13 protein-coding genes are annotated in these 13,811 nt (G+C 42.8%); 8 read left to right on the top strand and 5 right to left on the bottom strand.

Annotated elements, in window-relative coordinates:
- Nucleotides 1-211 precede the first annotated feature (211 nt).
- The 3 genes from V7K46_RS19490 to V7K46_RS19480 are packed head-to-tail and all read left to right on the top strand — an operon-like array spanning nt 212 to nt 1,014.
- The gene (locus tag V7K46_RS19490) at nt 212-475 is read left to right on the top strand and encodes a hypothetical protein (protein WP_335115928.1); all 264 of its coding nucleotides are present in this window, start codon (nt 212-214) and stop codon (nt 473-475) included.
- A 48-nt stretch (nt 476-523) separates the two neighbouring features.
- Nucleotides 524-754, top strand: a complete 231-nt coding sequence (locus V7K46_RS19485) for a hypothetical protein (RefSeq protein WP_335115926.1) — start codon at nt 524-526, stop codon at nt 752-754.
- On the top strand, nt 751-1,014 hold the full coding sequence (locus V7K46_RS19480) for a ParE family toxin-like protein (RefSeq protein ID WP_335115924.1): 264 nt from the start codon (nt 751-753) through the stop codon (nt 1,012-1,014). The genes V7K46_RS19485 and V7K46_RS19480 overlap by 4 nt, the downstream gene beginning before the upstream one ends.
- 388 nt (nt 1,015-1,402) lie before the next feature.
- Here V7K46_RS19480 and V7K46_RS19475 read toward each other — a convergent pair whose 3' ends face one another.
- The 5 genes from V7K46_RS19475 to V7K46_RS19455 form a co-directional block, all read right to left on the bottom strand.
- Nucleotides 1,403-3,505, bottom strand: coding sequence for an NAD(P)H-quinone oxidoreductase subunit 5 (locus V7K46_RS19475; RefSeq protein ID WP_335115923.1), 2,103 nt, complete (start codon nt 3,503-3,505; stop codon nt 1,403-1,405).
- A 331-nt stretch (nt 3,506-3,836) separates the two neighbouring features.
- The gene (locus V7K46_RS19470) at nt 3,837-4,223 is read right to left on the bottom strand and encodes a thioredoxin family protein (RefSeq protein WP_335115921.1); all 387 of its coding nucleotides are present in this window, start codon (nt 4,221-4,223) and stop codon (nt 3,837-3,839) included.
- A gap of 702 nt (nt 4,224-4,925) precedes the next feature.
- Nucleotides 4,926-5,282 (bottom strand): hypothetical protein, encoded by a 357-nt coding sequence (locus V7K46_RS19465; protein WP_335115919.1) that lies wholly within the window; start codon nt 5,280-5,282, stop codon nt 4,926-4,928.
- 175 nt (nt 5,283-5,457) lie between these two features.
- The gene (locus V7K46_RS19460) at nt 5,458-5,646 is read right to left on the bottom strand and encodes a helix-turn-helix domain-containing protein (RefSeq protein WP_335115917.1); all 189 of its coding nucleotides are present in this window, start codon (nt 5,644-5,646) and stop codon (nt 5,458-5,460) included.
- A gap of 414 nt (nt 5,647-6,060) precedes the next feature.
- Nucleotides 6,061-6,783, bottom strand: coding sequence for an NnrU family protein (locus V7K46_RS19455; RefSeq protein WP_334796336.1), 723 nt, complete (start codon nt 6,781-6,783; stop codon nt 6,061-6,063).
- Between the two features lie 212 nt (nt 6,784-6,995).
- On the opposite strand from V7K46_RS19455, the gene V7K46_RS19450 reads away from it, so the two are divergent.
- The 5 genes from V7K46_RS19450 (at nt 6,996) to V7K46_RS19430 (ending at nt 13,789) form a co-directional block, all read left to right on the top strand.
- Complete coding sequence (locus V7K46_RS19450; protein WP_334726145.1) at nt 6,996-8,006, top strand: LysR family transcriptional regulator; 1,011 nt, start codon at nt 6,996-6,998, stop codon at nt 8,004-8,006.
- 451 nt (nt 8,007-8,457) lie between these two features.
- Nucleotides 8,458-9,882: a serine/threonine-protein kinase gene (locus tag V7K46_RS19445; RefSeq protein WP_335115915.1), complete on the top strand. Its 1,425-nt coding sequence runs from the start codon at nt 8,458-8,460 to the stop codon at nt 9,880-9,882.
- A 25-nt stretch (nt 9,883-9,907) separates the two neighbouring features.
- Nucleotides 9,908-10,984: a PstS family phosphate ABC transporter substrate-binding protein gene (locus V7K46_RS19440; protein ID WP_335115913.1), complete on the top strand. Its 1,077-nt coding sequence runs from the start codon at nt 9,908-9,910 to the stop codon at nt 10,982-10,984.
- Between the two features lie 65 nt (nt 10,985-11,049).
- Nucleotides 11,050-12,447: an ABC transporter substrate-binding protein gene (locus V7K46_RS19435; protein WP_335115911.1), complete on the top strand. Its 1,398-nt coding sequence runs from the start codon at nt 11,050-11,052 to the stop codon at nt 12,445-12,447.
- A gap of 295 nt (nt 12,448-12,742) precedes the next feature.
- Nucleotides 12,743-13,789 carry a PstS family phosphate ABC transporter substrate-binding protein gene (locus V7K46_RS19430; protein WP_335115909.1) on the top strand — a complete coding sequence of 349 codons (1,047 nt, stop codon included), beginning with the start codon at nt 12,743-12,745 and terminating at the stop codon, nt 13,787-13,789.
- Nucleotides 13,790-13,811: the final 22 nt, after the last annotated feature.

Raw genomic sequence — 13,811 nt, 5'->3', positions numbered from 1 at the left:
AGCAATTTGGTGCAAAAAAGCATGACAGGAGAAATAACCATAATAGACCTCTTGCAAAAATAATTCATGGTACAATAAGAGATTTTAAAAATATGCTTTCTATCTTAATCAGACATACTAATGAAGTAATATAAGTTCTCAGTATATATTTTGATATGCATTTTTTATAAAATCTTTGATGATACCACAAAATAATTATGCAAGAGGTCTAATGATAATCGCACAAATTGAAAGTCAGATCCGTTATGTCACCAACACAGAGGGAGAAACAACAGATGTACTCGTCTCTATAGAACTTTGGCAACAGTTGATAAGTTCCATAAGTTCTAATAACGTCAGTGGTTTAGCTTGGATTGATGAACAAGAGCCAAAAGCACAAATATTAGCCAATCTGCAAGAGTCCGTGCGACAAGCAGCAACAGGACAAACTTTCCCAGTTTCAGAGCTTTGGGACTACAGTAAACGATTTGATTGAGTTTTTTTAGTAAAATAGACAGGGAAAGTTGATAAGGGAAATTCGATTATGTCATCTCCAGCGATCGCTACTGTAATTAAGATGATGGAATCTTTATCTGAAGATGTACAAGAAAGAGTTGCAGAACATCTCCAAGAGTACGTGGAAGATTTGCAAGATGAATTGAAATGGAATAAATCATTTAAGAAAACTCAACAACAACTGATTGCATCTGCCCAATCTGCTAAAAGAGAGATTGCAGAAGGACTTGCAAAACCAATGAACTATGAAAATTTGTGAAGTCTGCAAGTCTTCCTTCGTTTTGGGATAAATATCAGTTTCTTGAAAAGCAAGTTAGACAGAGTGCGAGAAAAGCTTATCAGTTATGGAGAGAAAATCCTTTTCATCCGTCTTTGCATTTCAAATGTATAAATAACGAGGAGAATATTTGGTCTGTCAGAATAACTCGCGATTATCGAGCAATTGGGGTTTTGGAGGGTGATACAGTTACATGGTTCTGGATAGGTAGCCATGACGATTATGAGAGTTTTTTTTCATAACATAACCGTTATTTTATTTAACACTTATAATAAAATTCAATATTTTAAGTATTAGTAGTTTTTCTGGCTCAGAAAAATCCTTAAATGTCAATTCAATAAATAATGTAATAGAATTGAGTGCAACCGTTTTTTAGGTAGTTTAGACATTCACCTCTGACAAGGGTGCAAAAACCTGTGAGGTTAACGGCACTATAGGAATCCGGTTTGATTATTAAAAAAAGTTTAAAATAAAAGTGTGACTGGATAAGGCTTTCAGTTCCAGTATATTTTCAAAATTAAAGTCATATTTCTATATTCTTAATTTCATATATTAAATTTGTAGTCACGGGGTAACTAACTACCATAAAGAAATAATGTAGGGATGGACATTCGTCCATCCCAATGAAAATCAGGTAACACCAAAGACAATCACTAAACCCAAAACCGCCCCAAACACAATCAAGGCATAGAATTGAGCGCGACCGTTTTCTAGGTACTTCAGACCTTCACCACTGACAAGGGTGAAAAAGCCTGTGAGGTTAACAGCACCATCTACAACGCGGAAGTCAACTTCCATAACTTGTCTAGCTAGGCGACGCAAGCCGACAACAAAAACCCGATGGTAAATGTCATCGAAATACCACTTGTTGAGGGATAACTCGTAAAGTGGTTCGATTTTAGCAGCGATCGCAGCCGGATCAATCTTATGGCGCAAATACATCAGCGAAGCCAGAGTAATCGCAATCAAAGAAATTCCGACTGAGGCACCCGCCATAATATAGAATTCCGTCGGATTGAACTCGGAAGCCTTTTCTATAACTTCGGAGAGAGTTTCGCTAGGAGGAAAGATAAACTCTTCAAAATAATTGGCGTAGGGAGTTCCTACCAAACCAATCAAAATTGAAGGCACAGCTAACAGTGCCAACGGCAGTGTCATCGTCCACGGCGACTCGTGGGGGGAGTCGCTGTGATGCCCGTGCGAATCATGGGAGTCATGATGCTCACTAGTTGCCGCCAATTCTCCTTTCTTCATCGCCCCAGGCCCAAAATTCGGGACTGGTTCTTGTGACTCTAATTCCAGGACAATTGTCGCCGCAGCTTTTTTAAGTTTTTGCTTGATTTTCTCGTCATTACCCCGGAATTCGCCTTCAAATGTCGAGAAATACATCCTAAACATATAGAAAGCAGTAATCCCAGCAGTTAGCCAGCCGATAAACCAGAGAAGTGGGTTAGCCTCAAAAGCCTTCCCCAGAATTTCATCTTTTGACCAGAAGCCAGCAAAGGGGGGAATACCAGAAATTGCCAAGCAACCAATCAAAAAGGTAATTGACGTGATCGGCATGTACTTCCGCAGTCCGCCCATCAGCCGCATATCTTGCGCTAAAGCGGGGTCGTGACCGACGACACCTTCCATGCCATGAATTACTGAACCTGAACCCAAGAATAGCATCGCCTTGAAATAGGCGTGGGTCATCAGGTGGAATAGTCCAGCACTGTAGGAACCTATTCCCATTGCCATCACCATGTAACCGAGTTGGGAAATGGTGGAGTAAGCCAAGCCCTTTTTGATGTCGTTTTGGGTAATCGCAATGGTTGCCCCCAAAAACGCCGTAAACGCCCCAGTAAAGGCAATGACGTTCATTGCGGCTGGGACGTGTTCAAATACTGGGTACATCCGGGCAATCAGGAAAACACCCGCCGCCACCATCGTTGCCGCGTGAATCAAGGCAGAAATGGGGGTGGGGCCTTCCATTGCATCTGGTAGCCAGACATGGAGGGGGAATTGGGCTGATTTCGCCACTGGCCCTAAGAAAACTAAAATCGCAAACAGGACAGCGAGAAAATTGCTGATCGAACCTGATTCGACGAGTTGGGCGAGGCGATCGCCCATGACATTAAAATCAAAGCTTCCTGTTGCCCAGAACAGCCCCAAAATGCCGAGTAAAAGACCAAAGTCACCCACGCGGTTAGTCACAAACGCTTTTTGAGCGGCATCTGCTGCTGACTTGCGATCGTACCAAAAGCCGACCAGCAAGTAGGAACACATCCCGACCAGTTCCCAGAATATATAAATCTGTACTAGGTTGGGGCTGACCACCAGACCTAACATTGAGGAGCCAAACAAACTGAGATAGGCGTAAAACCGCACGTAACCTGGATCGTGAGCCATGTAGCCATCGGTGTAAACCATGACTAAGCAGGCTACCGTTGTCACAATCACCAGCATTAGGGCTGTCAGGTGGTCAATAGTGTAGCCCATGTTCAGGTGAAAATTACCTGCTGCCGCCCACTCCAAGGTGCGGATATAAGGCGCGTGTCCTTGAATTTGACTCCATAGCAAGGCAAACGACAGCCCCATCGCTGCTCCCATTAGGGAGATAATCACCACAGCGTTAAGCTGCCGGAGGCGGTTTGTCACCTGATTCAACGAGATTAACCCTAGACCGACCAGCATTGCCCCAAAAAGAGGTAACACCGGAATCAGCCACGCATACTGATAGATTACTTCCATCACTGACGCCTACTTTTAGAATTCTTGACTAGCGTGTCGGAACTGTTAATAATTGTGACACACACCCTTTAGGATAAAATAACCCACCCAAGGGTGATTGGGTGGGGTGTTAAGCATGGTTTTAGATTTCGTCACTGGTTATTGGTCATTAGCGCTCTTTTTTTACTCTCATTAGAGAATATTTAAAACGTTGTTTCTCCGTGCTTGGTTCCAAACAAGGATTTTTTGGCAATGCTTATCAAGCGAGGCTTTGAAAAAGATTCAAGGTTAGCATCTTATTTTTCTCTCCTCAGAGACATAAAAGAGCGTTAGTCCTAATGCCCAATGCCAATCAAGCAGACCGATACTCTAAGTCAGCTGTTTTCGGACTTTTGTAGATTTTTGGGCAACTGCTGTAGCTAGCTTTAATGTCTTCTAAAGCTAGACGTAAATCTTCTCTGCCGCCAAAGCTTTCCAAGCGATGCTGAACAGTGCCATTTTCAATCAATAGTAAGGTTGGTAGTGACTTTAGCCTATAAGTAGTAGACAATTTAAAATTTTGATCGGCATTAATCCCAACTAATTTAATTTCTTCCCCACATTGGGCTTGAAATTGCAACAATAGCGGGTGAATTATCCGACACAAGCCACACCAAGGTGCTTCAAAGTTAACTAAAACAGGAATAGGAGATTCTAAAACTTCTTGAATAAATGTCCGCTCACTAACCGACAACACCATGACGCCTCTTGGATTATAAGGTTTTTATATCAAACTACTTATCAGCACTGAAGTCAAGGATTGGTAAGTCGTTAACTGCCGATAGATGCTTTCAGGAACCAAATCTCAGAACACAGAATAATTAGGCAAAAATTGAGCGCGTTGAGGTGTCTGTGACAAAAAACCAGCGCGACTCTCACGGTGGCTTTTTTGGATGTTAGACTCCTGATTGCCGTCTCCACCTGTGAATTTGACTGAATTGCCATTTATTCCCAAGGAAAAGCAACTGACCAACAACTACCAATATAAAATCTCAAACTGACTGAACGCACCTCCACTGAATAGCTGTTTGAACTGATCGTACATTGATTCGGGGCAATTGATAAGGTGAAATTCCCATCTATTTTGAATTTTATGCTGATACTGGGGATCGCATGAACTACCTACATTTGGGCAAGCGGTAAGTATAGGTTTCCCAATTTATTGGCAAACTATCTTGCGGGATACCTTGTGTAGAAAATCTTCTCGAACTGGAGATATTTTTGAGTAAGCTTTAGCCAGAGCTAGTTTAGCTTTACGTCGTTTGTTAACAGTCTTATCCTTTTTTCGGGATAGCTTTCACTGTTTACGCTTTAAGTTTCGTTCGTATTTTTATCAAGTGTTTTGGATTCTGATATTTTGACCCGTCAGAAGTGACGGCAAAATCAATCAATCAATCTAAGGTCAATGCCAATCGCCTTCCCTTCTGGAGCCAGTGCGTTGCGTATTTTCCCTTCCTTGCAGCAACTGGTGAACCAGCGCACCCAAGTTGGTTTCCTTCTGTATGCGACTGGTGTTAGCGTAGCGGTAGCGAGTCCGCGTTCGCGGAAGCGTCTCGTAGAGAACGTCACCCGAACGCAAAAGCGTCTCCGTCAGGAGAAGGGCGTTGCTAGATGGTATCTTTTCAGCTTCATCGTCAATTAAGAAAGATGCATAATATCTACGACCAGACATCTGAGAAATAGTTACAGTTCTCAATTTACCAACAAGGTCATGGTGAATCTTCGCTTTTACCACTCCCAGTTTTATAGGAAATTTCATCTTTGAGTTAGAGATGATTTTGACGTTAGTTGGATATTGAAGAGACTGTCTACCGTGCCTAGTTTTAAAGGTTGGGTATTTAGTCAGACCATCAAAGAAGTTGATAAAAGCTTGAGACAGATTTAAACAGGATTGCTGCAAACATTAGAAATAACATTCTTTGAGCCATTTATACTCAACTTTCCTTTCCTAAAATCTGTTTCTTCATGTCGTAAGCTGACAAGCCCTTACCCGCCTTTTTATAAGTCTGAGACATTACACATAGAGACTGATTCCAAACCCAGCTAACACAGCTATAGGCTTGTACCAAATGGGCTTGCTGGGCTGTTGTTAGGTAAAGTCTGACTTTGACCGCTCTCAACATGAATCGACCTGATCACGCTTGAGTCACCATGATAATATCTCTTCCGCCAACAATCAAGACATTTGTTTATCTCCTCATCCACCTCCTTGATTGTCGAGAGCTACGCTTGTTGATTCATTCGGGGGGTGATAATCGTCTTAGGCGCATTAAATGGAGCAGTGCGGTGAGCCAGACGCTAACAGGGGTTTCCCGACTTGTTCGCTCTTAGCGTTCCCGCAGGGTAACAACTGGCGTTAGTGCAGCTAAGGCGAGTCAGACGCTACGCATAGTCGCCTTAGCTGCGCTACCCTTGCGTCATGAGCATTACCCGTAAGGGTCTTGGGGCAAACCCTATGAGCGACTACCGTCTCATCCCCTCCCTTTGCTGCGGAACGCTACCGCGAACGGGTAGGCGAGAGGCTTCTGCTCTTTAAGCTAAATTTCCCATCTGATCCTACTAGTTGCTTCCAGCAACAGAGGGTGCGACCACCAAAGCAAAACTATAAAAATAGTGACTCCCAAATAGGCAGGGCGGATAAATTCCTGCCATTTGATAGATTGACGACCGTCAATAATTGCTTTGAAAGGAATAATTGAAGTCCGTTGTTTGGCAATTTCAAAGGATTCCCCATAGCGATCGCTCAGACGGCGATCCCCATGCCAAACCCCAAACAAGTGATGCAATACCAATCCAATGGAAGTCACAAGAGTAAAGGTAGTACCCAGCCACAGAGTATGGGCAACACACCAAATTATTTGTCCTACCATCTGAGGATGACGGGTAATCCGAATAATTCCTGTTTCGTAGAGATGAACTTGTGGCTTTTGAATGGCAGCAACTTCTAGTAGATTGAAGGTAGCAGGATATAAAAACAAGAACGAGATCGCTGACAGCAGCCAAACAAATTCTCGCACTCCTGGCACCCCTTGTACCTGCCAAAGTTGCAAACCATCATAGCGGTGCCTAAAAAAGTAAATAATTAATATCACAGCCAACGTTAAGCTGACTAATGCAAAGAGAATGCGATAAAGCCTTGGCCCAATGTATTTTTCTGCCCAAGGGCGTAAAGCAGCGCCTCCACTATGAGCGATCGCAAAAACTATTTGTAACCCCAGTATGACAAAATGACTAGGTGTCAACCAAGAAATCAGCAGCATATATACGGGTGAAGTAATTTAAAGAAAATTGAATTCAGTACAACCAATACCACAAAGTGTTCAAAAGGGAACTTTAGTCAAGATGTTGTGCTACTGTCTTTTTCAAATCAAGCCTTCAAGTTTAATATGCAACAAATCATGCCGAGCTGATTGCTGCCAAACCTGATTTATTGTGTGCATCCGCTCCTTTCAAAGTTTGTGGGTTGAGCCTTATGTCTGACCTTCCTTTCACTTTAGATCAGTTACGTATTTTAATAGCGATCGCCCAAGAAGGAAGCTTCAAGCGCGCCGCTGATAGTCTTTACGTCTCCCAACCTGCCGTCAGCTTGCAAGTCCAAAATCTTGAACGACAGCTGGATGTCCCCTTATTTGACCGTGGCGGACGACGCGCCCAATTAACCGAAGCAGGGCATCTACTCCTTAGTTACGGTGAAAAAATCCTCAGCCTGTGTCAGGAAACCTGCCGCGCGATCGAGGATTTACAAAATCTCCAAGGCGGTACTTTGATTGTCGGTGCTTCTCAAACCACCGGCACTTATCTTTTGCCCAAAATGATTGGGATGTTCCGACACAAATATCCAGATGTGGCAGTACAATTACACGTCCACTCCACCAGGCGAACTGCTTGGAGTGTCGCTAACGGACAAGTTGATCTGGCAATTATCGGCGGTGAAATTCCAGGTGAACTATCAGAATCTTTAGAAGTTCTTCCTTATGCTGAAGACGAACTAGCGCTGATTCTACCCGTCTTTCATCCCTTAGCCAAACATGAAAAAATCCAAAAAGAAGAGCTATACAAATTACAATTCATTGCCCTAGATTCCCAATCGACTATCCGCAAAGTAATTGACCAAGTGCTAGGACGCTGTGAGATTGATACAAGACGTTTTAAAGTTGAAATGGAACTAAATTCCATTGAAGCAATTAAAAATGCTGTGCAATCTGGTTTGGGGGCTGCCTTTGTTTCAACTAGCGCGATCGCTAAAGAGTTACAAATGGGTGTTCTGCACTGTGCCAACATTGAAGGCGTCGTCGTCAAACGGACGCTGTGGCTGATTTTTAATCCGAATCGCTATAGATCCAAGGCCGCAGAAGCTTTTAGTCGGGAAATTTTGCCCCAGTTTGCTAATCCTGGATGGAATCAAGATGTGTTAACATTGCCACAAAAAAACATAGTGGTAACTACATTAGATATAGGGACGCCCACCTCCGGCGAAGACTAAAATCTGGTGATTAGTCTTTGAAGTTCTGTAGCCTTGTTTTGAGGTCGCCGCTGCGTGTAGCTTGGCTTTTGAGTAGGGTTCCGGGAATATTAACCAGACCCTCTCTATGCCAACGTAGTCCGCATAGAGAGGGTCTGATAGAGTTGAGGCTCTGCTATCGCTGTCAGTCGGCGCTCATACTTCTTTTTTTGTCATTTGTTCTTTATTTTTTTGTAAATGACCAATGACCAAATAATTCGTAATCCCATACGAGAAGGCTGCGCTTACGTAATTCGTAATTATTACCTCATAGCAAGCTAGGGGTTTGACATCAAAAAAAAAGTTTCTTGTTCTTTCTAAATAAATTTAGTCGCTCTGTAAGCTGAATGAATTACGAATTACATAGCTTGCTTCTCGTCAGAGGCGAATATTATCAATTACGAATTATTTTGACTAATGACTAATCACGAAAATGGAAGTTTACTGTACTCGTCCACGTTGCCCACGCCCACAAAACTATTTTGCTGATTTAGATGATATTACGACGCTGAAAACAACGCAGCAAAAGTACTGTACTACCTGTGGGATGCCACTGCTGCTAGATGGTCGATATGTGACAATTAAGCTGTTGGGAAGAGGGGGGTTTGGAGCAGCATTTTTGGCACGCGATCGCCGAATTCCAGGAATGCGTCAATGCGTAGTTAAGCAGTTTCAACCAGCGGGTAATTTAACTTTAAATCAACTGCAACAAGCACAGATAATGTTTGAAAGAGAGGCAGAAGTTTTAGCACAGCTTGGTAACGATCACGAGCAAATTCCTGACTTGTTTGCCTTCTTTCCAGTGATAGTTAATAGTTTGCAGCCAGGACAGCAAGACCAGTTTTTTTATTTGGCACAAGAGTATATTGATGGGCAAAACCTAGAGGAAGAATTAGCTCAACAGGGTAAATTTTCTGAACAGCAAGTGTTGGAGGTGCTGCAAGAAATCCTGAAGGTGCTAAAGTTTGTCCATCATAGAGGCATTATCCACAGAGATATTAAACCGTCTAACATCATGCGCCGTCGTGATGGTAAACTTTTTCTCCTAGATTTTGGCGCAGTAAAGCTTGTGACAAACGCTGCATCTGGTTCTGCTGCTTCTTCCACGGGAATTTATTCTATGGGATTTGCACCACCTGAGCAGATGGCTGGAGGTCAAGTATTTCCATCTACAGATTTATACGCCTTAGCTATAACTCTTATTACTTTGTTGACAAATCAGGAAGCAATTCAACTATTTGATGCCTACAGCAATCAGTGGAAATGGCGAATGCACGTAGTGCAGGCTTCGCCAACACAAGTGACTATCAACCCTCGCCTTGCTGATATTTTAGACAAAATGCTGCTACCTGCTGCTAATCAGCGCTTCCAATCAGCCCAGGAGGTTTTAGATGCACTTAACTCACAGCCTCTAGCCGCGACACAACTTAATTCGCCTTCTGTAACACTCCCAGCACAACCACCTAAAAGTTCCAGTCCTGTCGTCCCCCGCCGTCCACCAACTCAACCAGCGTTTTCTACAGTGGAATTATTGGGTGGGGCGGCATTTAGTGGATTTGAGGGTGCATTGATCGCGATCGCCCTCTTCAGTCTAGTAAAATTACCAATAGTTACTTTTACTGTTGCATGTGTGATTTTAGGGATACTGATATTTGCCCAAACCAGGCGGTGGATTGAAAAGTTCGATTTATTAATTATTCCGACAATTACTTTTGCGATTATTTTTTTTCTTCCCTTTTTACAAGGGGGTCTTGGCATTCAAACAGTAGTTTTTTTATCAGTTGCAGCAGGCTTAGTAGCCATCTCACTAACAGCCATATTTCGACTTATTTATAAATTATTATCTTTGTTACTTTAAAAACTACTGGTGTTAACAGCCACCTATGTCTCAGAAAAACGAAACACTTAGTCTTTTCTTAGCCGCTGTAATCACCATTGGCTTAATCTTTGGTGGCTTATGGTTTTTTATGGCACGGTGGGCGCAATTAAATAAACTTGTTGCGAACCAGTCGGAGAATAGCAATCCCAGAGATGCCATTTCTGTTCCTAAGCCTATAGAGACTGGCAAGACAAGTAATACCATCAGCAAATGTGACGTGCCAAATCTCCCAGAAGGGACATTCAACTATGGTGGTAGCACAACCTGGGCACCTATTCGTAAAGACGTAGACTCCGTACTCCAAAGCCAATGCTCTCAGTTTATTTTACGCTATACTCAACCTCCGTCAGGTGAATCAGCATCTGGAACTGGCATTCGGATGTTGATAGACAATCAACTAGCTTTTTCTCAATCTTCTCGCTCGGTTAAGGCTGAAGAAAATACAGAAGCTAAACAAAAAGGATTTAGTTTCAAAGAAATTCCAGTGGCGATTGATGGAATTGCGATCGCAGTTAACCTCAATCTCAACATTCCTGGTTTAACTGTTGCCCAACTCAAAGATATCTACACGGGCAAGATTACTAATTGGCAACAGGTGGACGGCCCAAATTTACCAATTACGGTTTATTCTCGTAGCAAAGAAGCTGGGGGTACAGTGGAATTCTTTGTCGAAAATATTCTAAATAAAGAGAATTTTGGTACCAACGTTAGTTATATTAACACGACCACTGAAGCAGTACGAAAAGTAGCTGCAAGTCCTGGCGGAATTTATTATGCTTCTGCCCCAGAGGTTGTACCTCAATGCATGATAAAATCCCTGCCACTAGGACGCACAAGCGGTCAATTTGTGCCTCCCTACCAAGAACCCTTTGTACCTCCGTCTGAATGTCCCACTAAGCGTAATCAGTTGAATACTCAGGCGTTTCGTAGCGGTGACTATGCAATTACCCGCAATTTATTTGTAATTGTTAAACAGAATAGTCAAACAGATCAGCAAGCTGGCGAAGCTTATGCAAATTGGCTGCTGACACCTCAGGGTCAAGAACTGATTCAAAAGGCTGGATTTGTCAGAATTAAATGATCAAAGCGGTTAGATTTAGCAAAATAATCAAATAATAAACATTTTTATTTTATTCAAATTTGTTTATGTCACAAAAGAATGAAACCACAATTTTAGCCTTGGCTCTGTTGCTGACAGTTGGAATAGTTGGCGGTGGTGTGTGGTGGTTTACTAATGGCTCTGGGTTTAAAATTGGTAATACCATCATTTCAAATCAAGAAACAGGCAGCAATCCATCCTTAGAAAACCGGATTAGTTTTGGGGAAAAAACTTTGACTCCAGGTGACATTTCTCCTGCAAAAAAAGAAGGAGTACAGGCGATCGCTGCTAAAAGTTATGATAAAGCGATCGCTAATTTTACAGCTGCCTTAAAACTCAAGCCTAACGATCCAGAAGCATTAATCTTTCTTAACAATGCCCGCATCGGTTCCAAGAGCTACACCATTATGGCTTCTGTACCATTCGGCACTGACCCCAATATTTCTTTAGAAATTTTACGTGGCATCGCCCAAGCCCAAAATCAAATTAATCGCTCTGGGGGAGTCAAGGGAGTACCGTTGAAGGTAGGGATAGCTAACGATGACGACAAGCCAGAAATATCGAAGCAAATAGCTTCCAGCCTAGTCAGCAATTCAGAAGTATTAGGTGTAGTTGGGCCTAATACTAGCGATTCCACCTTAGCAGCAGGTACTATTTATAACTCTGGACAACTTGTAGCAATTTCCCCTACCAGCACATCTGTAAAAATTTCTAACTTTAGCCGCTACGTTTTTCGCACGGTTCCCAGTGATTTTATGGCTGCTAGAAGTTTAGCTAACTACATGGTGAAAAGGTTGCAGAAAAAAAATGCAGTGGTTTTCTTTAATTCTCAAAGTAACTATAGCCAGTCTTTAAAGTCTGAGTTTGTTTCATCTGTTTCCCTAGAGGGTGGACAAGTATCCAGCGAATTTGACTTATCCAAGGTGGATTTTAGCGCGGCTAAAAGTCTAGAACAAGCAACTAAGCAAGGTGCAGAAGTGTTGATGTTAGCTGCTAACACTGAAACTCTGGATAAAGCGTTACAAGTAGTTCAGATTAACCAGAAACGGTTAATTCTACTGGGAGGAGATGATGTTTACACCGTCAAAACTTTAGAAATTGGTAGAGAACAAGCTGCGGGGATGGTAGTAGCAGTTCCTTGGCACATTGATAGCGATCCTAAGTCAGATTTTCCCCAGAAATCACGGCAGTTATGGGGCGGTGATGTGAGTTGGCGAAGCGCCCTCAGCTATGATGCCACTGTAGCCCTGATTGAGGCATTAAAACGCAATCCCACACGATCGGGAGTCCAGCAAGCACTCTTCTCCTCTGACTTTTCTGCCACTGGCGCTTCTGGTACAATTCGGTTTTTAGCATCAGGCGATCGCAATGCACCAGTCCAACTTGTGAAAATCGTTCCTGGTTCTCGCTCTGGCACTGGTTATGACTTTGAACCAGTGCGATAATCAGCAATAAAAAATTAAAAATTAACCAATAGTTAACCTAAAAAACCTCTGAAGATGAGAAATTGAGCTTTACGGGAAAAATTGTAGTGTCAACTAGCAATTTATCCTCACCAGCAATTAAGCCTTGTAGAGAAGTAATAAATAATTAAAAGCAAATACTTAGAACATTAAAGTAGTCAGAAGTTAGGATTTATCATAATTCGTTAACAAAATGCCCGTCCTCCCAATACAATCTCAAGTAGCAAGCACCTATCAAGTCAAGCACTTATATTGAATGGACGCGCAGTAATTTATTATGTCCCAAAAAAACGAAATACCTATCCTTGTCTTATCCATCCTAATTACGGTAGGGCTAGTTGCTGGAGGTTTTTGGTGGTTCACCAGAAAGTCTGGTGTTGACCTAAATACAATTAATTCTGGTAGCACCAAAACGCCCCAAACTGCATCAGGACAACATAGTGGCAATACTTTCACATCATTACAGGATGTTCCTACAGGATTATTCAATTACGGAGGCAGTACATCTTGGGCACCGATTCGACTAGTAGTTGATCCAGGAATTCAAGCGGCGCGACCAGAATTTCGGCTGCGCTATGTAGAACCCAGTAATGCATCTCCTGGTTCTGGTACTGGTATCCAGTCGCTGATAGACGGTCAATTAGCTTTTGCCCAGTCCTCCCGACCAGTTCTAGATCAGGAGTTAAGCCGTGCCCAGCAGCGTGGGTTCACTTTGAAACAAATTCCTGTGGCAATTGATGGTTTGGCAGTCGCAGTTAACCCTAACCTCAATATCCCAGGACTAACGATAGAACAGTTAAAGTCAATTTATACAGGCAAAATCAATAATTGGAGCCAAGTGGGCGGCCCCAATATCCCGATTAAGCCCTATTCTCGCCGCATTGTTGATGGCGGTACAGTCGAACTTTTTGTTCAAGACATCTTGGGTGGTCAAGCTTTCAGCTCAAATGTGGAATTTATCTCCACAACCACCCAAGCCTTGCAAAAATTGGCTGGTAGTTCTGGCAGCATCTACTACGCTTCTGCCCCAGAGGTGATTCCTCAATGCTCAATCAAAGCCTTGCCGTTGGGGCGGACGCAAGGGCAATACATTGCTCCATACCAAGAACCTTCTGTCCTCCCGTCTGAATGTCCTGGTAAACGGAACAAATTGAACACTGAGGCTTTCCAATCAGGAAAATACCCGATTACTCGCAATCTGTTTGTGGTGGTCAAACAGAATGGTCAGACTGAACAGCAAGCAGGTGTCGCTTACGCCAACTTACTACTGACTGAGCAGGGACAGGAACTGATTAGCCAAGCTGGGTTTGTCAAAATTCGCTGACAGGAGCGATCGCCTCCGGCGG

Source organism: Nostoc sp., assembly GCF_036917395.1.
Classification (GTDB): domain Bacteria; phylum Cyanobacteriota; class Cyanobacteriia; order Cyanobacteriales; family Nostocaceae; genus Nostoc.
The sequence above is the reverse complement of the archived record's forward strand: the minus strand, read 5'-3'. Positions and strand labels throughout refer to the sequence as shown.

Bases quoted from the DNA above. Each gene is read 5' to 3' on its own strand.
- V7K46_RS19490 (WP_335115928.1), top strand. From the start codon at position 212: ATGATAATCGCACAAATTGAAAGTCAGATCCGTTATGTCACCAACACA.
- V7K46_RS19485 (WP_335115926.1), top strand. From the start codon at position 524: ATGTCATCTCCAGCGATCGCTACTGTAATTAAGATGATGGAATCTTTA.
- V7K46_RS19475 (WP_335115923.1), bottom strand. From the start codon at position 3,505: ATGGAAGTAATCTATCAGTATGCGTGGCTGATTCCGGTGTTACCTCTT.
- V7K46_RS19470 (WP_335115921.1), bottom strand. From the start codon at position 4,223: ATGGTGTTGTCGGTTAGTGAGCGGACATTTATTCAAGAAGTTTTAGAA.
- V7K46_RS19465 (WP_335115919.1), bottom strand. From the start codon at position 5,282: ATGAAATTTCCTATAAAACTGGGAGTGGTAAAAGCGAAGATTCACCAT.
- V7K46_RS19460 (WP_335115917.1), bottom strand. From the start codon at position 5,646: ATGTTGAGAGCGGTCAAAGTCAGACTTTACCTAACAACAGCCCAGCAA.
- V7K46_RS19455 (WP_334796336.1), bottom strand. From the start codon at position 6,783: ATGCTGCTGATTTCTTGGTTGACACCTAGTCATTTTGTCATACTGGGG.
- V7K46_RS19450 (WP_334726145.1), top strand. From the start codon at position 6,996: ATGTCTGACCTTCCTTTCACTTTAGATCAGTTACGTATTTTAATAGCG.
- V7K46_RS19445 (WP_335115915.1), top strand. From the start codon at position 8,458: ATGGAAGTTTACTGTACTCGTCCACGTTGCCCACGCCCACAAAACTAT.
- V7K46_RS19440 (WP_335115913.1), top strand. From the start codon at position 9,908: ATGTCTCAGAAAAACGAAACACTTAGTCTTTTCTTAGCCGCTGTAATC.
- V7K46_RS19435 (WP_335115911.1), top strand. From the start codon at position 11,050: ATGTCACAAAAGAATGAAACCACAATTTTAGCCTTGGCTCTGTTGCTG.
- V7K46_RS19430 (WP_335115909.1), top strand. From the start codon at position 12,743: ATGTCCCAAAAAAACGAAATACCTATCCTTGTCTTATCCATCCTAATT.